Source organism: Pseudomonas sp. NPDC087639, assembly GCF_044743385.1.
Taxonomy (GTDB): Bacteria; Pseudomonadota; Gammaproteobacteria; order Pseudomonadales; family Pseudomonadaceae; genus Aquipseudomonas.
Map to the genome: position 1 here is coordinate 133,891 of NZ_JBIUWI010000002.1, position 20,308 is coordinate 154,198.

The 20,308-nt window shown below is 53.4% G+C and carries 17 protein-coding genes and 2 pseudogenes; 13 read left to right on the forward strand and 6 right to left on the reverse strand.

The genetic code is table 11. The annotated features are described in order from the left end of the window. The first annotated feature begins 463 nt into the window (after nucleotides 1–463). Together ACIOVB_RS02690 and ACIOVB_RS02695 are read left to right on the forward strand one after the other, a co-directional pair. Complete coding sequence (locus ACIOVB_RS02690) at nucleotides 464–724, forward strand: accessory factor UbiK family protein (protein ID WP_007920416.1); 261 nt, start codon at nucleotides 464–466, stop codon at nucleotides 722–724. 365 nt (nucleotides 725–1,089) lie between these two features. After that, nucleotides 1,090–1,611: a Bro-N domain-containing protein gene (locus ACIOVB_RS02695; RefSeq protein ID WP_401264566.1), complete on the forward strand. Its 522-nt coding sequence runs from the start codon at nucleotides 1,090–1,092 to the stop codon at nucleotides 1,609–1,611. On the opposite strand, the gene ACIOVB_RS02700 is transcribed toward ACIOVB_RS02695, so the two are convergent. Continuing rightward, on the reverse strand, nucleotides 1,606–1,875 hold the full coding sequence (locus ACIOVB_RS02700) for a HigA family addiction module antitoxin (protein WP_401264569.1): 270 nt from the start codon (nucleotides 1,873–1,875) through the stop codon (nucleotides 1,606–1,608). The two genes, ACIOVB_RS02695 and ACIOVB_RS02700, sit on opposite strands and share 6 nt — an antisense overlap. A gap of 252 nt (nucleotides 1,876–2,127) precedes the next feature. Between ACIOVB_RS02700 and ACIOVB_RS02705 the strand changes: the two genes are divergently transcribed. The 3 genes and pseudogenes from ACIOVB_RS02705 (at nucleotide 2,128) to ACIOVB_RS02715 (ending at nucleotide 5,529) form a co-directional block, all read left to right on the forward strand. Beyond that, on the forward strand, nucleotides 2,128–2,592 hold the full coding sequence (locus ACIOVB_RS02705) for a hypothetical protein (protein WP_401264571.1): 465 nt from the start codon (nucleotides 2,128–2,130) through the stop codon (nucleotides 2,590–2,592). Nucleotides 2,593–2,973: 381 nt separating this feature from the next. After that, nucleotides 2,974–3,825: pseudogene (locus tag ACIOVB_RS02710) on the forward strand (YifB family Mg chelatase-like AAA ATPase); the annotation flags it as partial. Nucleotides 3,826–3,966: 141 nt separating this feature from the next. Then, nucleotides 3,967–5,529 (forward strand): anti-phage dCTP deaminase, encoded by a 1,563-nt coding sequence (locus ACIOVB_RS02715; RefSeq protein WP_060753625.1) that lies wholly within the window; start codon nucleotides 3,967–3,969, stop codon nucleotides 5,527–5,529. 601 nt (nucleotides 5,530–6,130) lie between these two features. Here ACIOVB_RS02715 and ACIOVB_RS02720 read toward each other — a convergent pair. Beyond that, on the reverse strand, nucleotides 6,131–7,708 hold the full coding sequence (locus tag ACIOVB_RS02720) for a sensor domain-containing diguanylate cyclase (protein ID WP_401264574.1): 1,578 nt from the start codon (nucleotides 7,706–7,708) through the stop codon (nucleotides 6,131–6,133). A 169-nt stretch (nucleotides 7,709–7,877) separates the two neighbouring features. Between ACIOVB_RS02720 and ACIOVB_RS02725 the strand changes: the two are divergent. Both ACIOVB_RS02725 and ACIOVB_RS02730 read left to right on the forward strand, forming a co-directional pair. Next, nucleotides 7,878–8,006 (forward strand): annotated as a pseudogene (locus ACIOVB_RS02725) (ParA family protein); the annotation flags it as partial. Nucleotides 8,007–8,588: 582 nt separating this feature from the next. After that, complete coding sequence (locus ACIOVB_RS02730; protein ID WP_401264577.1) at nucleotides 8,589–10,106, forward strand: heme peroxidase family protein; 1,518 nt, start codon at nucleotides 8,589–8,591, stop codon at nucleotides 10,104–10,106. A 673-nt stretch (nucleotides 10,107–10,779) separates the two neighbouring features. Here ACIOVB_RS02730 and ACIOVB_RS02735 read toward each other — a convergent pair. Next, nucleotides 10,780–11,202: an arsenate reductase ArsC gene (locus ACIOVB_RS02735; protein WP_401264579.1), complete on the reverse strand. Its 423-nt coding sequence runs from the start codon at nucleotides 11,200–11,202 to the stop codon at nucleotides 10,780–10,782. Between the two features lie 228 nt (nucleotides 11,203–11,430). Here ACIOVB_RS02735 and ACIOVB_RS02740 point away from each other — a divergent pair, with 228 nt between their 5' ends. Continuing rightward, on the forward strand, nucleotides 11,431–11,679 hold the full coding sequence (locus ACIOVB_RS02740) for a hypothetical protein (RefSeq protein ID WP_401264582.1): 249 nt from the start codon (nucleotides 11,431–11,433) through the stop codon (nucleotides 11,677–11,679). A gap of 218 nt (nucleotides 11,680–11,897) precedes the next feature. Here the strand turns inward: ACIOVB_RS02740 and ACIOVB_RS02745 are convergent, their stop codons facing one another. After that, nucleotides 11,898–12,698, reverse strand: coding sequence for a CHAD domain-containing protein (locus tag ACIOVB_RS02745; RefSeq protein WP_401264583.1), 801 nt, complete (start codon nucleotides 12,696–12,698; stop codon nucleotides 11,898–11,900). Nucleotides 12,699–13,395: 697 nt separating this feature from the next. Between ACIOVB_RS02745 and ACIOVB_RS02750 the strand changes: the two genes are divergently transcribed. Together ACIOVB_RS02750 and ACIOVB_RS02755 are read left to right on the forward strand one after the other, a co-directional pair. After that, a protein-coding gene (locus tag ACIOVB_RS02750; protein ID WP_401264585.1) for an IS3 family transposase occupies nucleotides 13,396–14,558 on the forward strand; the annotation gives its coding sequence in 2 pieces (ribosomal slippage) (nucleotides 13,396–13,651 and nucleotides 13,651–14,558; 1,164 coding nt in all). Nucleotides 14,559–14,701: 143 nt separating this feature from the next. After that, entirely contained in the window at nucleotides 14,702–14,908 is a 207-nt protein-coding gene (locus ACIOVB_RS02755) for a hypothetical protein (protein ID WP_401264588.1), read from the forward strand. Nucleotides 14,909–15,223: 315 nt separating this feature from the next. On the opposite strand, the gene ACIOVB_RS02760 is transcribed toward ACIOVB_RS02755, so the two are convergent. Beyond that, a complete protein-coding gene (locus ACIOVB_RS02760; RefSeq protein WP_401264591.1) occupies nucleotides 15,224–15,799 on the reverse strand; it encodes a lasso peptide biosynthesis protein in 576 nt (191 codons plus the stop codon). A 269-nt stretch (nucleotides 15,800–16,068) separates the two neighbouring features. On the opposite strand from ACIOVB_RS02760, the gene ACIOVB_RS02765 reads away from it, so the two are divergent. Beyond that, the gene (locus ACIOVB_RS02765) at nucleotides 16,069–17,100 is read left to right on the forward strand and encodes a hypothetical protein (RefSeq protein WP_401264592.1); all 1,032 of its coding nucleotides are present in this window, start codon (nucleotides 16,069–16,071) and stop codon (nucleotides 17,098–17,100) included. Here the strand turns inward: ACIOVB_RS02765 and ACIOVB_RS02770 are convergent. Continuing rightward, entirely contained in the window at nucleotides 17,084–17,674 is a 591-nt protein-coding gene (locus ACIOVB_RS02770) for a sce7726 family protein (RefSeq protein WP_401264595.1), read from the reverse strand. The two genes, ACIOVB_RS02765 and ACIOVB_RS02770, sit on opposite strands and share 17 nt — an antisense overlap. Before the next feature lie 483 nt (nucleotides 17,675–18,157). Between ACIOVB_RS02770 and ACIOVB_RS02775 the strand changes: the two genes are divergently transcribed. Next, complete coding sequence (locus ACIOVB_RS02775) at nucleotides 18,158–19,195, forward strand: ImmA/IrrE family metallo-endopeptidase (RefSeq protein ID WP_401264596.1); 1,038 nt, start codon at nucleotides 18,158–18,160, stop codon at nucleotides 19,193–19,195. Nucleotides 19,196–19,285: 90 nt separating this feature from the next. Then, nucleotides 19,286–19,879: a hypothetical protein gene (locus tag ACIOVB_RS02780; protein ID WP_401264598.1), complete on the forward strand. Its 594-nt coding sequence runs from the start codon at nucleotides 19,286–19,288 to the stop codon at nucleotides 19,877–19,879. The last annotated feature ends 429 nt before the right edge of the window (nucleotides 19,880–20,308 follow it).

Sequence of the window (20,308 nt, forward strand, 5' to 3'; positions counted from 1 at the left end):
CGCACGTCGTCCAACTTGAACGGCTTGATGATGGCAGTGACTAGCTTCATGAAACTCTCTCCCGAATTGGTGGACTTGCCCCAGGAAAACAAACCCGACTCAAGTCTAAGCGCAGTGCCTGGCTTTGTAACGCATCGTCGGCCTTGACCGCCCGACTGACGCCAGCTAACCGCATCAGACGAAACTCCCCGTTCCGCCTGCCGCACTGCATTCGTCACAGCGACTGCATCAGTGCATGGGTCACAGGTGACTAAGCAGAAACCTTGCCATCTCGCCAAAACCCACTGATTTCAATCCCTTGGCCGCTGCCGCAGGCACTCCCGTGCAAAAGGCGTCGCGGATACGCACAACAACGGTGCGTCGCCGTCCGTCCGCCTGCGCGAAAAGCGTGCATCCCTGCCTGCGAGATTGACTATAGACACTGCGTGATACACTGCCTGCCATTGTTTTCAGGACATTCCCCATGCTCGCGCCCAAAGACTTCCTCGACGCCCTGAGCGGCACCGCCTCCCGTCTGTTCAGCGGCGACACCCCGCTGCCGAAAGCCGAAATCGAAAGCCAGTTCAAGATGCTGCTGCAAAGTGCCTTCAGCAAACTCGATCTGGTGAGCCGGGAAGAGTTTGATAGTCAGATGGTCGTGCTGGCCCGCACTCGCGCCCGCCTCGAAAGCCTCGAAGCGAAGGTGGCCGAGATGGAAGCGAAGTTGACTCCGCCAGCCGAGTAACCCTGCTCCCCCTGTAGAAGCTGCCGAAAGCTGCGATCTTTTGATCTTCAGCCCTTCAATCATCTCGGCAACGTCCTACAACCAGAATGACCGCCGTCCGATTGCGTCGAAAAGCCCCGGTTCCTAAGCTCACCCGATGCTGAATGTTCAGCACCGGGTTTGGCGACCTGGATAGAGTTCGACGCATTGCGACCATGTTCGACCCTGGGACTTTTCCCATCTCGAATTATGGCGGCTGTGCGTGGGAGACCTTAGGGTCTGCCGGTTCCGGATTCACCGGTTCGCCAACCTGCGCATAGCTGCCACCCCTATCGTTTGGCGACGATCAGAGGCAGTTTTCTTCATTCGAATTCGAGAACTGCACCATGGAAGAAACCTATTTAAAGCCGTACATCTTCACTCGCCACAAACTCCCCCTCCACGCCCTCCTGATCCAGAACCAGCCCTGGTTCTCCGCCCGCGACCTCGGGCGCTTACTCCACATCTACCTAAACGAACGCATCCTGCGAAAACTCGACCCCGACCAACACCAAACCCGCAAAACCCTGATCCACAACCAAATCGAAAACACCCTGCTGATCAGCGAATCCGGCGTCTACGCCCTCCTCGTCTACCACTACTGCCCCGAATACCGAGCCTTGCGCGAATGGCTCACCCACCAAGTCATCCCCACCCTGCGCGACACCCAACACCCCACCACAAGCGAACGCCCACAACTGAGCCTACTCAACTGGCCGGACATGACATTGAGTTTGCTGCACTGGAATAACCAGCCGTGGATTCGGTTGCAGGATGTGCCGTTGATGATGGTGGAACGTGAAGAGCCGAAGCGCCCAATAACGGGGCCTTGGTGGAAAAGGGCTTCGCGGATGCTGCAATCGCTATAAGCCCGCATGCCTGAGCTGGGCCCTGCGCAAATCGTAAGTCGACTGAAGACTCATCCAGAACTCAGGCGTCGTGTTGAGATGAATGGCAAGTCTGATTGCCAAGTCGGCGCAGATCCTGAGCTGGCATTTCACAAGCTTTTCGATCTCACTTTCGGGCCATTTCGTGGGCATGGCCAAATCCATGACGGTCATGCCCATCGGCTTCATAAACTCCTTATTCAGAACCTCGCCCGGATGAATCGGGCGCATACCATTGCGGTTCATTTCTAGTCTCCAGAGGCTGCATTGAGCGGCCAAACTGGAGCATCCGACTCCGCGATACAAGACCGTCGAAACCCTTTCGCCGGCGTCCTACAACTATTAGGGCACGGCCCTACAAAAATCAGCGTCTGCGCCTGATTCCGTGAGTTGTTCCCTGTGATTACGCTGGTGGCTTTCGCCTGCGCTGGTCGATCCAACAAGTCGAATTGCAGACGAATCACATTGATCGCCAGACACTCTGGTTCTGGACCTCTCTTGTCTGACTTGCTCAAACTCAAAGAAAACACGCTGGTTCAGCACCCAGATGGCGGTTACATCTTCGGCACGATCCCCGATATGCCAAAGTTCGGCTTGCCAGGCGGGAAAATTTATTTGCGAGTAGGTATTCACCGCCGAGCGAATAGCGGTTTTGGCGTAGTACACGTATGGGAAGCCCATAGAGCCGACTTGCTCAAACATGGTTGCCAGACTGTCGATGGGGTAGCAGCGATTGTTGCGAAAATGATCGTCCCGGGAGCGCAAATCTATTGCGAGTTCAAAGAACAGCGATGTGGAAACAGGGTCGCGGTACTGAGGACATCTATGGGAACACTGATTCTTGAACCGCGACACGAGCGCGCCACAGGATTTGGTTACTTCGTGGTGACTTGGTACCCGCAAAAGCGCGCGCATGGCACGTTGGTGGGGCAGATACCACGGGCATCATCCAATCAGAAATAAAAAAGGCGTCCAATGGACGCCTTTTAAGTATTTTTTGAGGAGTAGTCGCAGCGATTCTTTAGCTCCTGGCTTTACAGCCTTGGGTTCAGAATCCGACAGGCTCGCCCGTCGTCACTACTTCAGAGAAACCAGCTTTCTCTGCTGCCAAAAATGCGGGGGAGCTTTTGCTGGTGCCCAGTCCCGACGAATGCGCAGTTGCAGTCCTCGGACGGGATGATCCGTCAATGCCGGTCGAGAGTCAACGCTCCAATTCAGGGAGGCAGTGCCACGCCATTGGGTTTTGATACGTCTTGTAAACCTCTATTCCAGCACTGAAACCCGGCTCAACTACCCTTAAAAAACCCGCAGGAAGCGGCCCCCGATTCAGCTCAAGGAACGACCATGTCCCTCTCCATCGTCCACAGTCGCGCCCAGATTGGCGTGGATGCTCCCGCTGTCACTGTCGAAGTCCATCTGGCCAACGGCCTGCCGTCGCTGACCATGGTCGGCCTGCCCGAGGCGGCGGTGAAGGAGAGCAAGGATCGGGTGCGCAGCGCGATCATCAATTCCGGGCTGCAGTTTCCGGCGCGGCGGATCACCTTGAATCTTGCGCCGGCGGATTTGCCCAAGGATGGCGGGCGGTTTGATCTGGCGATTGCCTTGGGGATTCTGTCGGCGAGTGTGCAGGTGCCGTGTCTGACGCTGGATGATGTGGAGTGTCTGGGTGAACTGGCGTTGTCCGGTGCTGTGCGGCCGGTGCGCGGGGTGTTGCCCGCGGCATTGGCGGCGCGCAAGGCCGGGCGGGCGCTGGTGGTGCCGCGAGCGAATGCCGAGGAGGCGTGTCTGGCGTCGGGGTTGAAGGTGTTTGCGGTGGATCATCTGCTGGAGGCGGTGGCGCATTTCAACGGGCATACGCCAGTGGAGCCTTACGTATCGGACGGTTTGATGCATGCCGCCAAACCCTACCCCGACCTCAACGAAGTGCAGGGGCAAATGGCAGCCAAACGTGCACTGCTGATTGCGGCAGCAGGCGCGCATAACCTTTTGTTCAGCGGGCCGCCGGGGACGGGCAAGACGTTGTTGGCCAGTCGATTGCCGGGACTGCTCCCGCCGCTGCCCGAATGCGAAGCGCTGGAGGTGGCCGCCATTCAATCCGTTGCCAGCGGCGTGCCGTTGACCCATTGGCCGCAGCGACCGTTTCGCCAACCCCATCACTCGGCATCCGGCCCCGCACTGGTCGGTGGCAGTTGTCGGTTTTCGAAATTAATGAGAAATTCTCGAAATTAATGCGACTACTGACTACGCTTGGAGACGCTATTTAACGCAAAGCTACTAAACGGTGATGTCATTATGCGATGATCAATCATCGAAGCTTACCTACAAACAGGGATCGTTATGGCAGCTCCAGATTTCCGCCTCATTGCCTCAGCTAATAGTGATAAGAGCGGGCACTTCGACGACATCGGTGCAATCGGTAAAACGATCACTCCAGAGATTGTTATCGCGTTGTGCGGACCGATGGGAACACCGTTGCACGACGTGGCAAAAACATTCCAGGAACTGCTACTTGGCACCGATTACAACTACGAAAAAGTAAACATCATCAGGCTGAGTGACGAAATCCGTAAGCAAAAGTCGCTGACGGGTGAGAAGTCGATCCTCAAGCTCATTGAAGCAGGTAACGAACTTCGCGAGGAACACGGGAACGAGATCTTGGCGCGCTTCGCCATTCGTCGAATTACCCTTGAACGAGAAGAAGCGCAGCAGGCTGCTGAAAAAGTTCAAGAGCCAGACCTTTTCGACACTTCGGGTTCCGCGCCGACTCCAAAGATCACTGTCCGCTATTGCCACATTATCGACTCAATTAAACATATCGACGAACTCCGCCTGCTGCGCTCCGTCTACGGGGACATGCTGCATGTGGTAGGCGTCTATTCCCCGATTGAGCTACGAATCACCAGGCTGGAACGCTACAAAGGCCAAGGCGATCAGATTCACGATCTGATCGATCGAGACTCCGGCGAAGAGATGGATCACGGGCAACGAGTCGAAGACACCTTTCCGCAAGCAGATTTCTTCTTACGCGTAGAAAAAACGACCGACACGCATCGCAAAGGACGCGTTAAACGATTCCTTGATCTCATTTTGGGAACAGTCATCGCGACGCCAACCCTCAACGAGCGCGCTATGTATGCAGCATTTTCCGCCGCACGAAATTCCGCATGCCTCTCCCGTCAGGTCGGCGCTGCAATTACAAGCGAGGAAGGGGAAATATTAGCGACGGGGTGGAATGACGTTCCCAAAGCCTTCGGCGGGCTCTACCAGACAGAGTCTTATGGAAGCTCCCCAGATGAAGATCGACGCTGCTGGAACCTCGAAGGTGGTCGATGCTCCAACGATCAGGAGAAAGAGGTCATCTCAAACGCTATTGTCGATTTGCTATCGAGCGAAGGGCTCATCGATGAAGCAAACCGCGAAAAGGTTTACAAGGCAATACGGAAGAAATCCCAACTCAAGAGCCTGATTGAGTTTTCTCGTGCAGTTCACGCCGAGATGCATGCTTTACTCAGTGCTGGAAGCACCGATGGCGGGAAAATCCGTGACGGGAAACTGTTTGTGACCACGTATCCATGTCATTCATGTGCGCGGCACATCGTCGCAGCTGGTGTACGTGAGGTTTACTTTTTGGAGCCCTACCGGAAGAGCCTTGCGACGAAGCTTCACGAGGATGCTATAACTGAAAATGAGAACGAAACGGATAAGGTGAGAGTGATGCCGTTCGATGGCGTAGCGCCCTCACGATTTCTTCGCTTCTTCTCTGCTCACCCCAACGGTCGGAAAAACTCGGAGGGCGTTATGCAAACCAGGGAGGCTCATCCCGTCGCTTTTGTCACAATGGAAGCTATTCCGACTCTTGAATCTCTCATCGTCCAGGGTCTATCCTCGCGCGGCATTTGAGATCAACCGGTTTATCGGTAGCAGCATTGGAGCATTTTTATGAAAATCGTTGATGAATCTGAGTACTCAGAACAGGGCACTCAGCTGACTTTGTCCTTCGAAGCTTTGGACATCGGCGATCAATCGTACCTGCCTGTGGCAACGATCATAGAGTCCTCACACGCCTATCCTTTAGCTGAATGTAATGTCGTAGAGTTCCGCCGACCAGCAGTCTCGTCTGTCGAAGCAGGCTTGCTCGCTAGAATTCTGGAGAGAACTCGGCATTTCGTTTGAGTCATGCTCAGTGGTGAGAAGCTCTCTAAAGCTCTGATAGATCCGCACCTACGCAAAACTGATCGACACAGGAGCATGCCTGTTCATCCTTCAAACGATACAGGCATCCCAATCCCCCCTAGAGATCTCGCCGTGAGCTTTAACGCGCTAGCAACCTTTCAGCCTCAACAGGCTTTAGCACTGGATCTGACCAACGGTCGCGTCGCAATCCTAGATAGGCAGTCATCCCGAAGCCTCATGAGCCCGGTGCTCGCTTAAGGCTTAAGGATGCGCCCCCTCCCCACGATTACGATCTGACGTACCAAGTACATGGGCAGTGCTGGGCTTTTCAGTTGGCGATAACGCTCATGTTTCGCCCGCTGGTCTTGGCTATGTAGAGTGCTTTATCGGCAGCACCGATCAAAGTGTCCGGCGTATCCTCGGCCCCCGGGCTACAGGCGCTCACGCCGATGCTAATCGTCACTACCCCCTGATCACTATCTTTATGCTCGATCTGCGCTTGCAGGACGGCTTTGCGGATTTTCTCTGCAACGATGAAAGCGCCGACGTAGTCGGTGGACGGGAGAACCGCCGCGAACTCCTCACCGCCAAATCGTGCGGCTAAATCACCTGGTCGCCGGATATTTTCTTGGATGATCGCACTCAGCTTGCGTAAGCATTCATCACCCAGGAGATGACCGTACCGATCATTAAAGCGCTTGAAGTGGTCGACATCGATCATTAGCAAGCCAAGTGTGGTGTGGTTACGCTTGGCACGTCCCATCTCAGCTTGTGTGAACAGGTCGAACTGTCGACGATTTGCCAACCCAGTGAGAGCGTCCTCCAGAGCAAGTAATTCCAGCGCCTGATTGACCTCAAGCAGCTTGTCTTGAGCGCCCATTAATTCGTTTTGAATTCGGTTCTGTTGTTTCATCAACCGGATGAAGCGATAACCGATACCACCCAAAACGCTCATCAGCAAAATAACGATGACGGTGCTCATCAACGTCTCCTGCCGCCAGCTCGCCAATACCTCCTCTTTATTCATTGCTGAAAAAATCACGAGAGGGTAATCATTGACTCGGCGAAACCCGACGACACGTTCCACACCGTCCACGTACGAACGAACGGTGGCTGTTCCAAAGGAACCTTTCGGCAGCAGTTGGGTGAAGAGAGGACCATCGGCGACACTTGTGCCGATTATCGCCTCATTGAAGGGACGTCGCAGGATGATCATGGCGTCGGCGGAGATCAGGTTGATCACTCCGTTATTACCAATATCGATGCTGTTGTAGAGTTTGAGAAAATGGTCGAGGTAGATAGTGGCCAAGGCGACGCCGGCAAAGCTGCCGTCAGGGTTATTGATCCTGCGTGAGACGGGTAGCACCCATTCCCCCGTCGAGCGGCTTTTGATAGACGGTCCTACGTGTGGGGCGCGGTCGGGATGATCGCGGTGATACACAAAATACTCGCGGTCAGAGTTATTTGCGTTCGGAGGGAGGATGCCGCTCGAGTTAGCTATCCAGGCGCCTTTTTGATCATAAATGAACAGCCCGTGTAACTGGGCTAGCTCATTTCGCTGTGCATTGAGTAGGCGCCTCAGCAGAGGCAATTGATCAGGTCCCATTCCTTCCGTTTCGATGCGATCCACTAGGCTGAACAGTACGGTATCCGCCTGTTTGATTGAGCCTTGAGCCTGCGACGACAACGTTTGCGCAAGGTTAGCCATCGCCACTTCTTTGTCATGCAAGCGGTACTGGCGAGAGCTCCACGCTTCCCACAAAGCAACGAGCAGTAGGGATAAGCAAACCGCTAACAGAAAGCGGATTGCTGCCTGCACCTTGTCTTTCGTCCCCCCGTGGTCAGACGTTGTAGGTCCCGCTTCCTTTACTTTTGCAAGATCCGCTGCGAAAGACTGATGAGGCATGATGCGCCCTTACTAATTTTGAACGGCGATTATTCCATCAGCCGTTTTGGAACTCATTCTGCACTCACATGTGCTTAAGAAAGAGTTTAGACATACTCAAGATAAACGGGCGGGAAGGCAAGGGACCAGCCTGGGTCATTCCTGTTCACCAGCGAATTACTGAATCGCCTATCTGATGAGTTCGGTGAAAATGCGGGAGTCTAATCAAGCTTGTGAGCCGCTCATTTATTTTGAACAAGAGCACAAACTCACCCAGCAGTACGTCGCACTACTCGGCTTTTTGGAGAGCCGAAATTAAATGGGCTCTCTTAGTACCTGATCATTCGTTGTGTGACATTTCGCAATAGATGCAACTAATTGAAAATAGATGCAACTGCAAGACAATGTGTCTCGGCGAGTGATTATGTGTAAAGCCTAGAACTGTGCGACTTGCGAGCGATCCAGCTAATACGACTGACTTAGTAATAGATTTGGTCAGAGGCATTTTGAAAGATTTCAACGCCAAAGCAATTGAGCAACGGCTTCGCTACTGATTGGACGCGAACAAGCCGACTGTGGACGTCCATCTGTCGGAATTCCTTAGATTACTTTGAGTAGGAGCGAATGGCTGAATCGGGCCTCATTTTTTAGTCACCGCAGAACCACCTTTGGCCGTAAACCGCCTGCGGCTCTTGGATCACTGCTCTCGGTCTAGTGTTTTGGGCCTTCGGCGCGTCCGACCTTGAACTGGTCGTTCATTTTGGTGACAACTCATGAGCGCCATTTCAACTCGTAGCTCGGTGATCGATAGCCATTGCCTGGCGCTATCACAGCGCCAGCACTACGCTGAGTTGGCGCCACGGCGCACGGCAGTTACAGCTACTTGCTATTGGAGACAACCATGGCACACGGAACCGCAGACTTCCCGCAACCAAACGAAGATCCGCTCGATATCGCTGTTTGGGATGAGTTCGACTACATCACCCCCTCAATCGATCAGCTCGGACCAGAAGCATTTCTTCCCACCTCCCCCGCCACTATCCAAGCACTGATCGATCTCGGAAGTTCCATGACAGTGGATGGAGATCCTGTCGATGTCGATTCGACAATACCAGCCCCATACACCTACCTGGGCCAGTTCATCGACCACGACATCACCAAGACCAAAACTATCGCACCTGGTGAGACGCCTGAGCAGGAGATAAGTCGGCCTGATTTTGAACCAATGCCGCTCAATCAAGCCCGACAGACGCTCCGTAATGAACGAACATCCGGCTTTGATCTGGACTGCCTGTACGGCCTACACCCGCTACAACCTGATCTAGAAATCCCTTTCAGCGGCGACAAGTTCGTGATCGGGTCAGTAACGCCTTTTGACGGAGGCTTAGAAGGTTCCAAGGGTCTCGATAACGACCTGCCACGAGTCAACTCGCCGGGTACTGAACGACATCGTAAGGCGCGCATCGGGGATCCTCGCAATGACGAGAATGTCATTGTGGCTCAGCTGCATCTGGCTTTTTTGAAGTTTCACAATGCTGTGGTGGATCGCGGTTTTGCTTTTGATGATGCCCGTCGCCTGGTAACCCACCATTACCAGTGGGTGGTGGTTCACGACTTTCTGCCGCGGGTTTGCGACAGGAACGTGCTCAACGATGTCCTAAACAAGGGCAACCGACTGTACCTGCCCAAGAGCGAGAAGTTCATACCATTCGAGTTTTCGGTGGCCGGCTACCGGTTCGGCCACAGTCTGGTCAGAAAATCCTACGACTTCAACGAGAACTTCCTGAAGCAAGGTTTTCTCCAGGCCGAAGGAACACTCGATCTAATGTTCAGGTTCTCTGAGGTGAGCGGGGATCTTGGTGGACAGGACACACTGCCGTCGAACTGGATCATCGAATGGAATCGTATGTTGGGCGATAAGGCACTGCAAATCGACAGCACCCTTACTTCCTTCTTGGCAGCACTGACGAACCAGACAGGTCAACTCAACATAATGACTTTCTTGGCGAGACGAAATCTGCTGAAGGGTTACCTCTTTAAGCTGCCGACAGGGCAGGCTTTGGCGGAGTTGGTACTGCCGCAATCCGAATGGCTATCCCCTGCTGACATTGAAGCTGCTTGCCGCCCCAGAACCATGCCTGGCGAAGTCGACCAGCTGCAGGCGCTTCGCGCCGGTGGTTTCGAAAGCCGTACGCCCTTGTGGTTCTACATCCTAGCGGAGGCCAAGCTAAAAGGTGAGGGGAACCGGCTCGGTCCGCTGGGCAGTCTGATCGTCTGCGAAACCATGATTGGTTTGTTGCGCGCAAATCCGAACTCGATCCTGAACGTTCCATTCCAACCAACGTTTGGTACCCAACCAGGACATTTCGATCTGCAGGATCTGCTGATGGCGGCTGGTGTACTGAGCGTGCGGGTGTAATGCATAAGAGCGGTTTTCCGCCGCTGATAATGACAATCCGGCCGGGGGCGCCCCTGCCGGGTTTTCTTAACCCTGCACCAACTGCGCCCATTTAAGGCTTGGAGGTGTCTACGAAACTAGGGGCGATTCACTGACTGTTGAGTTATTCGGAGGGTTTTCCTACGAATGACGCTTCCGGCTGGACATACTCAAATCACCGAATACATAACGCCAAAAATGATCTTCATCACCGACGGTGGGAGGGTCGGAGGCTAGTTGATTTGCAGGATTGGGAATAGATACAATTTTTTTGAAAATTAATGCGAAAACATTCAGCGTTAACCACGTAGCCAGCTATCCAATAGAGCCTCGACTTCAGCCTCACTTACCAGCCCAATCGGATATCGCTGCACAAGAGCGGTTTGGTACTTAGCGACTTCGATTATTGAGGAGTGACGCCTCCACATCGCGCTAATTATCCTCCTCCGTGAACTGAGGTTGGCAGCTAGACGTCGAGTTTTTTGTGGCCAGCACCCATGATTCATAAAGCCCCCGTTGAGTATGTCGGCGAGGGAACCCTAAATTAGGTATGTGACAGAGAAAAGTCTGTTTGGTGATGGCGGATCAATGGCATTTAGAAGGTATCAGTTCTCTCATTATTGACCGATTAGATACGCAATTACCGGGGTGGCTCCTACGGCGAGGTATGCCGGGTTTTTACCGTGACAAACATCTTGATGCGATCATGAATTTCCTGAAGGGTATGGCGAAAAGGCTCAGACCTTTCACTGGTAGCCGGATCCTCAAAGTTCCAGGTCATCACCTCATCTGAGGATGGCATCCGGGTCGCTTCCTCGGAAGATTTGTCACATAAGGTTACAACGTAGTGGAAATCTTGCCCCTGAAACTCATCGATTGACTTGCTTCGCAGCCCACTTGAATCAACACCAATATGCTCGAGCGACTCAAGCGTGCGCTGATCAATGCCACCGATCGTCAGCCCTGCGCTGAAGGCATCAAAATGTCCGGAGTCGGTGTGTCTCAAAAGCGCCTCAGCCAACAATGAACGAACGTCATTCTTCGCACACACAAACAGCACTCGGTACTTGTCTGACATGGCTCTCTCTCATCTGGAACAGATGGTAAATCCGTGATTGGATATTGAGTAAGTACAGCAGGATTTGAATGGTGTACGCCGCTTCTCGACGAACAGCATCAATCCAAGCAAGGTTGAGGCTGAAGGCAACTTGAAAGCCATGGCGAAGTACCCAGATACCAGAATGATTTCATACGTATGCCAGTGCTAGCGACTGCTAAGCTCAATTTGTGTTGATGAGGTAGCATCATGCCAGTTGAAAACCCGCTGTCTGATATTTTGGAAGCCCTCCACGAAAACCAGCTCGCGTTGGCGGATGCTGTTGAATCGGTGGGGATGTGGATTGATCAGCGAGGCGGAACTGAGGCTTCTAGCAGCATCTTGGGAGCCGTAGCGACACTTGATATTAATTCGGAGCGCATCAGGGCACAGATCAATGCGCTGAAAGAGCTAAACGCCCCACCGCGAAAGGATCCCGAGGATGTTGGTGAAGATTGAAGAGGCAGACACCGGATGGTTTGTCGTGCTCGACACCTGCCGTACCTGGTTTGCTACATATCTCGAGGCGGAAACTTTCTTGATCCGATTGAGAGATCGGATCAATGCACCGCATTCCCTGCCTGACCTCACAACACCAGCCGAAGAGACTCTGTCATGGAGATGACTTACCTGGGTATGCATACTGCCAACAGAAACCCTTTCTCATCGCGGGCTCCTTACTTCGCTGCCGACTTAGGCAGCTTTTTTTTGCCCATCGATTTTGGCAGTTTTTTTGCGGCTTCCGTCAACCTAGTCTCAGCCAATTCGAGTGAGGATGCGGCAGAAGCCGCCCAGACAGGCTGTAATGCTAGTAGATCTTTTTCCGTGATTGCTTTTTGGCACCATTGGTAATGGTCGTGCCAGTCACCCAAGGCTGATTGCAGGCCCTTCAATATCTTGTTCTCGCTGCTCGACAGGGGTGACTGCGTCGGAAATGCCTCTGTCAGGTAGCGAGTGCGTTTGACCAACACCCTTAATTCATGTCGGTCAAACGCCTTGTTTTCTATCGCGATATGGAGTCGGTCGACTTGTTTGCTGATCGTCTTTTGAATGCGTGCCTGGATGCCGGCCCATCCACCATTGCGTTCGACGGAGCGAAACCCTGTAGGCCAGGAATCGAGTGCCGTCATCAACTTTTTCAACGGCAAGCCGTTGAGGATAGCCTCATAGCTGTTATTCAGCTTGAGACGTCTTGGCTCTGCCAATTGGGGTAATTTTCTGTTTTCGAGTTCTTGGATGAGAACTTCCAGATCTCGGGCGGGCGTGGTCTGCCTACCGACCTCCGCCGCTGCCTCACTCAGTGTCTGCATCTCTTCGACTAGGCGAAAAGGTCTTAGCAGACTTCTGATACGTCTAACGGCGATCCTCAGATCATGTAACGCTTCGCCATCAGTGCGGGCCTCGAGACGTGCCCTTGCGTTATACAACCTCACCTGTAGACCCAGCACTTCAGCCACAAACTTGTCCGCGAACGACATGCAGTAAGCCCCTGTAAACACACATCGAAAAATTCTAGCAGCAATTGATGCCGTCAACGATTCGCGGACGAACCACGCTCATCTCAATCAGCCGCTACATTCCTAGCTCACTGTAGCCTACAATTTTGTTTCAGTTTCAAGGCAGCGCTGTGATCACGGCGCGCTGCTTGAGTTTCCCCTCAACTTCACTAAGGATGGTGGACGATGCAGATAACGCTAGACGCAGTTCGCGCTCAGATGCGAGATGCAGAAGCCATACTTCAGCAGCTTGACCCAGCGCTAGAGACGATTCGCTTTGACCCAACCGACCCCGCCAGTGTCACGTCGGCGATCAAGCAAACGACAGAAGCAATCGATTCGCTCTTAGCTCAATTCAGGGGCAATCCGGTGCTTGCCCCGCTCGCAGACCAACTGAAGATTCAATACCTAGAAAAGATTGAACACAAGGTTGCAGCCTCTCAAGGGATTCGGCCCAGCTCGACCAATCCAATTTCAAGAGTCTGGAGTGTTATTTGGAGGCATAAGCTTTTTAGCAAGCTAAACTCCCGCCGGGTTAGCAGTACAAGGTGAGGTAAAATGCGACTCACCGGAAATCGGTGGCCGCCCCAAGCAGTCAAAACTCTTTTTCATCACTGTAGTGGTCTAATGAAACCGGACACCCATTTAGGCGAGAATGCTCGCCAGATAGAGGTGTCTGATGACCAAACAACGTCGTTCTTTTTCCACTGAATTCAAACGCGAGGCCGCAGGCCTCGTGCTCGATCAAGGCTATAGCCATATCGAAGCCAGCCGCTCGCTTGGTGTGGTTGAGTCCGCGTTGCGCCGCTGGGTTAATCAGCTTCAGCAGGAGCGCACCGGCGTTACTCCGCAGAGTAAAGCGCTGACGCCAGAGCAACAGAAAATCCAGGAATTGGAAGCTCGAATCGCTCGACTTGAGCGGGAGAAATCCATTTTAAAAAAGGCTACCGCGCTCTTGATGTCGGAAGAGCACGAGCGCACGCGCTGATTGATCAACTGAGCCCCCAAGAGCCGGTTGATTGGCTTTGCGCAGTCTTTGATGTCACTCGTTCGTGTTACTACGCCCACCGTCTCAGGCGCCGAACTCCAGACGTTGAGCGGCTTCGGTTGCGCAGCCGGGTTAACGAACTGTTTACGCAAAGTCGAAGCGCCGCCGGTAGCCGCAGCATCGTGTCGATGATGCAGGAAGACGGCGAGCAAATTGGGCGGTTCAAGGTGCGAGGCCTGATGCGGGAACTGGAGTTGGTCAGCAAACAACCTGGATCACATGCCTACAAACAAGCGACGGTTGAGCGGCCTGACATTCCGAACATATTGAATCGAGAGTTTGATGTGCCGGCGCCGAATCAGGTTTGGTGTGGCGACATCACCTACATCTGGGCTCAAGGGAAATGGCATTACCTGGCTGTAGTTATGGATCTTTACGCGCGCCGAGTGGTGGGCTGGGCGCTGTCGAACAAGCCGGATGCGGATCTGGTCATCAAGGCGTTGGACATGGCTTACGAGCAGCGTGGCAAGCCTCAAGGGCTTTTGTTTCACTCGGATCAGGGCTCGCAATATGGCAGTCGCCAGTTTCGCCAACGGCTCTGGCGTTACCGCATGCGCCAAAGCATAAGCCGTCGTGGAAACTGCTGGGATAACGCGCCGATGGAGCGTGTGTTTCGCAGCTTGAAAACTGAATGGATACCGACCGTGGGCTACATGACAGCTCAAGAGGCGCACCGCGACATCAGTCATTACCTGATGCATCGGTACAACTGGATTAGACCGCACCAATTCAATAACGGACTGGCCCCAGCTCAGGCCGAGAAAAAACTTAACGTCGTGTCCGGGATTAGTTGACCACTACAGATCTCATAATTGTGCTGGGGAGCGGGTTAGGAGATCTACACCTCAACTCCTGCCTCCTACAGGCGCGAAGAAACCGCCCACCAACCCCAATCGTTTACGTAGGTTGTTGGAAGGACGGGAATCTGCGGAAGGCTTTGCGCGAAGAGATCACTGACCAAGCAATGGCGATGATTCATGACTTGCGAATGGATATCGGTAGTAAAGACAAGATGCGGTTTGACGCCTATCCAGGCTGGACGATCAATGACGATACCAAAGCTGCGATTTATGCGAAGGGCTTCTACAACTTCCTTGAGGATGCGGCGACGTTTGCCCAGGTACTGAAAGAGATTGAGGTCTGAATGCCCGGTGAGTGATCCCAGACTCTCTAGACGCTTACGAGAGTTGGCTTCGGGCTGGTAGACGTACTAGCTCGATGTCCGCTTTTGCCAGGTTTCTGTGCGTCAGACGGACCCCAACCGGCCGCGCAGCCAGCCATCTGAGCGGCATTTCAGCTCTTGTAACGTTGAGTGGTATCGCATGGGTCTCATTGACTGCAAGAAAAGTAATCGGTGACCACCAGACTGACCCTATTCGCGACCATAGAACTTCCCCGTCATTAAAGATAACAAAGCCCGCGCAAGGCGGGCTGATGGTGTGAAGCCGCGTTTCCGTCATCAATTTGCATCAGCCTGACCGCGCAAAACGCGAGTCAATTTTCCGTACTTACGTCGTAGATCTGCTTTGCGCATCTTGACGCCACACTCCGCCCCGATATGCGGTGTTAAATCCCAAATTGTCATGCCCTCAGGTTGTGCTGCCGAGTACTGCTCCAAATTCGAGCTTGCAACGAATTGACCGATAGGATCGAGGCCGTTGGGCGAGCGTACCCCGAACTTCAATTCTGTAGGTTCGCCGGTATCCAGGTTCAATGACGCAAACACTGAAGGCCCGACGTGATGACCGTCCTCTCCAGGAAAGCCAACAGCTACGTCAAAAACCTTACCGTCCACTTCAACCCACGAGTGGTCAAAGATGCCCGCTTCTGCTTTCACCTCACCAGTTACCAACTTTGGCGCGAACCCCATTTCACTGAGAATCATATACAGGCTCGCGGAAGAATCGTGACATGCACCAGTCCAATCGTTCTGCCGCACGAAGTTGAGCAGCGCAGCATATGCTTGGAAAAGGCGCTTACCATTCGGTAGTGGTGCGGATGCTATTTCTGCGCGCTGAAGCCATGATTGATTCATTCTCGTTCCCTCAATTAGGTGGATGCCAAAAGCGGCGTTTTTATCCCAATGGATTCAAGAAAGGGCTCATAGCGCCTTATCTAGCGATTGCGACCTCAAATGCACAGAGAATGACAACTTGGTCAACGCTCAAATAAGGCATGGTTAGAAAAGTGGTGGGGCTGGCTGTGAATGTCGCAATCTACATCAAACGACTTCGTTGGAAGCTGCTTTGCTCCGAAGGACGGTATACTGGCAAAATAAAATCATGAGCATCCAAAGGAAAGGACATGCCATCTCTGCACTCCGGTTACCCGCCTTATATACCCATCATCAAGTGGCAGAAAGCTGAACAAACAGCGCTTGTAGCGATCGACGCCGAGGACTTGGTCGAGCACGTCTGGCCTTGCATCGAGGTGCGGGGGACGACACATCCCCAACTGTTGATGTCACAGGTGTACCACTATTGGAAAGGTACGGTACTTGTGGACTATGCCGATCCGAGCGGCCGCCTCGTAGGGCGCCGCATGGGTGTTTTCGAGTCGTTCCTCGAACTAGCAGGATCCAAGAGTTACCCAATCATTCCCGTGATCGATTCCCGAGATGCCTTGGAACTCAGTGCGAAGCTGCAGCAACTTCTTTCGACGTTTGACTCTGTCGTTGTGCGACTGAGGCTTGAAGGCCTGGCCCTCACTCAATCGCATTTCAACCAGGTTGCGGAGGTTTGCAAAACCCTTCACCAGCTCGATGTATCGCCTCGGCTGATGGTCGACCTGGGAGAATGCCCTGACGAATGGACGCCCGCCCAACTGAGCTCCTTCGTTGCAGTGCTTCGGGATATGAAGGGGTGTGAGTTCAGCACGATTCACCTGGCCTCAGGCGCCGTCCCGGAAAGCCTCTCCGATGTTTCTGCCATGGCGGAGTGCCCCAGATCCGACTGGAAACTATGGGAAGCGACCAATGCAATCGCGCCCGACCTGCAGTTGGGTTTCTCCGACTACGGCATTCTTTCGCCGAAGTGGACAGAGGAAATCCTGAAGAAGATCGCGAAGAAGGTGGCGTTGCGATACACGCGTGCCAAAGACTGGTTGATCCTCAAAGCCGCCGGCAAGAGGAAACAGGATTCAATCGACCTGTCGGTAATTTTAGTGACCCAGTACTCGAAGGATTTCATGGGTCCGAAGTTTTCCCTAGGTGACCGGCTGATCGCCACACGGGCGGACGCCACAGTGCCAGACAGGGAGAAAAAGGGGGGCGCATCATCCCACCTGACCGAGGCCTGGATTCACCACATCGCTTACGTCGTCAAAGAGCAATACTGAACAGATCGTGAGGCATCACTGTTGATGGTGCCTCGCTTCTCCTCAGCAAATAGGTGCGAACAACTTCCCGCAGCTCATCCAGTGTAAGCAGATCCGCTACACGCTCCTGGAGCATATACAGACTTTTGCTCCGCCATCCCCGTGCCGCTCCACGGCTATCCATAATCGAAAGACATTCTTCACGCTTCAGCAGGGTTGCAAGCACTTCCGGTTCTTGCCCTTTATTTGGCTTGGCGACCCGAACCTGCCTGAACACAGCATGCTCATCCTCAGGAACTAACAGGATTCCCCACCACTTGGGGAGCATGGGCATTGCCTTCTTAAGATGACGCTCGGTTGTGACCAAAGTGACGTGATCAAACACACGAGCATATCGCGAGCCCTGGCCAAGCAAGCGCTTCAGGGAGTCCCCCTCGCTCTTGATCTCGTAGCAATGCAGGTCGTAGGCATCGACAACGTCAGCGCGGATCTCGCCGCCATTAAGCTGCAGCTCCTCAAGAAGCATGCCCGGCATGCTGCCTCGGACACAATCCAGGTGGTTTGCCAGCGCTCGTTTGATCTCTGCCTCACGCATCATCGTTGTCCTGATTGAAAAATGGTGGTGGACAGCCGGAGAGTTTAACCCATCGAGCCAGATCTACCTCAATCATACGTCACTTCCATATTTATGCAAATATGCTAATATTTTTTCATGAATTGCATAAAGTCTCCTCGCCAGATTCAGGAAAGTCTTCGCCAGTTTTTTGAGCGAGACGGCCTCACGTCTAGCAGTGCCATCGCCCGCCTCACTGGAGTTGGTCAGTCTCAGATACATCGCAATCTATGGGGGGATCCGCAGCGGGTGACCAACACGCTCAAAACGCTATGCGACTATGCAAATATCTCAATTTTTATCGCACAAGCAGATCCTCGTGATTCGTGTATCTTGATGGACGCTTTGGGAGCGGTTTGGGACGGTACGGATAAGCATGCAAAGCGGTTGGCGAAATTGCTATTTGCCCATCAGAAGGCGTCTCTGTGAAAATTGGGACTGTAGTTGTAGTACGTAGGAGGAATCATGGATGACGCGTCAACACCTGTAACGGTCAAGTCTGCTTTCAGCAGCCTGAAGGCTGCGGGCTACCCACGCTCATACATTGAACGACTCCTACCTGACTGGTGGGACAACAGCTTGTTCAAAACCAGTGCCGGCGCGCTGCAATTCGCTCTAATCCTCAAACAGCGACTCGGTCTTGAAGCCAGTTTCGACTTCGATGGCCATCTGCTCATCCAGGAAAATGTGCGTAGTGCAAGGTTCAAGCGACGCGCAGACACCGAGGAGTCAGAACTCACCGTTGCTGCTGGCATTGGGATGGCGATCGCAAAGCTGGCCCTGTTCTGCACAAACACCCCGTACACACCTCTACCACTCGATCCGAAGCAGCTGCGCGAAGAGATTCTGGCGATCAACAGCAGTACCTATGTCGATTTCGAAGGTCTGTTGAAGCTTTGCTGGATGCACGGGATACCGGTGCTCTACCTCAAGGACCTGCCCAGAGCCAGTAAGCGTATGACTGGCATGGCCCTGAGTATTGATGGCCGTCCGGCCATCGTACTGGGCTTTGGTAGCACTCAGCACCCGAGACAACTATTCGTACTCGCGCACGAACTGGGTCATATCATCAGCGGGCATTTAGGTGACAACGGCATCCTGATCGATGAGGACATTGCAGAGGTCACGGACACGTTGATCGAATCAAACAACCGCCGGAAAGATACCGAGGAGCGCGAGGCAGATGCGTTCGCACTGGCAGTGATCAGAAATGGGCACTCAAATCCTCTGTCAGCGATCGGACGCCTCGGATCATCCACAGCGTTGGCTGCAAAAGCCGCAGTGCTGGGACAACAGCTAGGAATCGACCCCGGCCACCTGATTCTTAGCTATGCCAAGGAACACAACGACTGGGCCCGGGCGAACCAGGCTTTGGAATACAGCCCAACGCAGTCGAGCGCAATTGATGTGATAGGTCGGTATTTCCGAGAAGGCGTCTCGCTTGAGGCACTGAGCGAAGAGAACCAGGCATATCTTTTGTCGATCCAAGGATTTGGTGAGTAAGCAGTTTTGTACCTCCTCGACAGCGATGCCGCCCGCAAGCTCTGCCAATACCAACTCATCCACGAGCTGACTCGGGCACTGGAGTGCGCCTTGACGGATCTTGCGGTGCTCCCTCAACTAACCTTCCAGCTACGGCTGAATGATCCAGAAAACGCACTTAAGAAGCTCGGCTCGGATGAGTCAGTAACTATGGCGATCGAACTGGTACGCCACGCGAACACCGTCGAAGTACTGATGGAACAGTCCAACCACATTCTAGATTTCGAGCGGCCTGACATCGATTCGGGCGAAGCGGTACTGTTCGCAGCGCTATATCAGAACGCCCAAGACCGCCTGATCAGTGGAGACAAACGAGCCTTCGTGGCGCTGTCCAACGTCACAGACCCAATTTCTACCGAGGGGATATGGGCTCGTTTGATCTGCCTCGAAGAAGCGATTCTGATGATTCTGGAAAGAGAGGACTTTGATCAAGTATCCGCCAAGGTGCGTGCTCGCTCCGATGTCGATAAGGCAATGAGCATGGTATTCGGAAGAACTCAAGCTGCTAACCATGCGAGCGTTCTGGAGGCGCTAGCCAGCTATATCCAAGACATCGATCGAAGTACAGGAGGCAGATGGCTTGATCTCCAGGTGAAATGCACATCGAACCGACGCTCAAAAGCAAGCGCGAGCATGAGTCGGTAGCCTGAGCGAAATCGCTTCCGTACCTGACATTTATCCAATGCCGAGAGCGCTACCAGCTGCGACTTATGCGTAGGTCGAGGTTTGAGAAAGGAAAGAACTGCATCAGTTGGCGAGACCTGTCATGTACGGATAATCACAATTATGTGACTTTGCGTACATGGCCGTTAGCAGCTCTATGGCTACTATTTCGCACTGCTGATCCCTTGCATAGATGCCGAAGCCAGACATCAGTGCTCTTGGCCCCACTGGTTCGATCCGCGCCCATTGTCTTCCGTGGATAAGGCCGCTGTTCCAGTCGATTTGAACGAGTTCACAGCCGACGGAAAGCCGGCGCCTATTTTCATCGCATCAAACAAAACGACTGGGTACACTGCCACCGGCAAGTGATAGCAAATAAGTGGCACATCGGCGTTGCCGATGAGGCGCGGA

Coding starts and splice junctions, on each gene's coding strand:
- ACIOVB_RS02690 (WP_007920416.1), top strand. CDS start 464: ATGCTCGCGCCCAAAGACTTCCTCGACGCCCTGAGCGGCACCGCCTCC.
- ACIOVB_RS02695 (WP_401264566.1), top strand. CDS start 1,090: ATGGAAGAAACCTATTTAAAGCCGTACATCTTCACTCGCCACAAACTC.
- ACIOVB_RS02700 (WP_401264569.1), bottom strand. CDS start 1,875: ATGAACCGCAATGGTATGCGCCCGATTCATCCGGGCGAGGTTCTGAAT.
- ACIOVB_RS02715 (WP_060753625.1), top strand. CDS start 3,967: ATGGCAGCTCCAGATTTCCGCCTCATTGCCTCAGCTAATAGTGATAAG.
- ACIOVB_RS02720 (WP_401264574.1), bottom strand. CDS start 7,708: ATGCCTCATCAGTCTTTCGCAGCGGATCTTGCAAAAGTAAAGGAAGCG.
- ACIOVB_RS02730 (WP_401264577.1), top strand. CDS start 8,589: ATGGCACACGGAACCGCAGACTTCCCGCAACCAAACGAAGATCCGCTC.
- ACIOVB_RS02735 (WP_401264579.1), bottom strand. CDS start 11,202: ATGTCAGACAAGTACCGAGTGCTGTTTGTGTGTGCGAAGAATGACGTT.
- ACIOVB_RS02740 (WP_401264582.1), top strand. CDS start 11,431: ATGCCAGTTGAAAACCCGCTGTCTGATATTTTGGAAGCCCTCCACGAA.
- ACIOVB_RS02745 (WP_401264583.1), bottom strand. CDS start 12,698: ATGTCGTTCGCGGACAAGTTTGTGGCTGAAGTGCTGGGTCTACAGGTG.
- ACIOVB_RS02760 (WP_401264591.1), bottom strand. CDS start 15,799: ATGAATCAATCATGGCTTCAGCGCGCAGAAATAGCATCCGCACCACTA.
- ACIOVB_RS02765 (WP_401264592.1), top strand. CDS start 16,069: ATGCCATCTCTGCACTCCGGTTACCCGCCTTATATACCCATCATCAAG.
- ACIOVB_RS02770 (WP_401264595.1), bottom strand. CDS start 17,674: ATGCGTGAGGCAGAGATCAAACGAGCGCTGGCAAACCACCTGGATTGT.
- ACIOVB_RS02775 (WP_401264596.1), top strand. CDS start 18,158: ATGGATGACGCGTCAACACCTGTAACGGTCAAGTCTGCTTTCAGCAGC.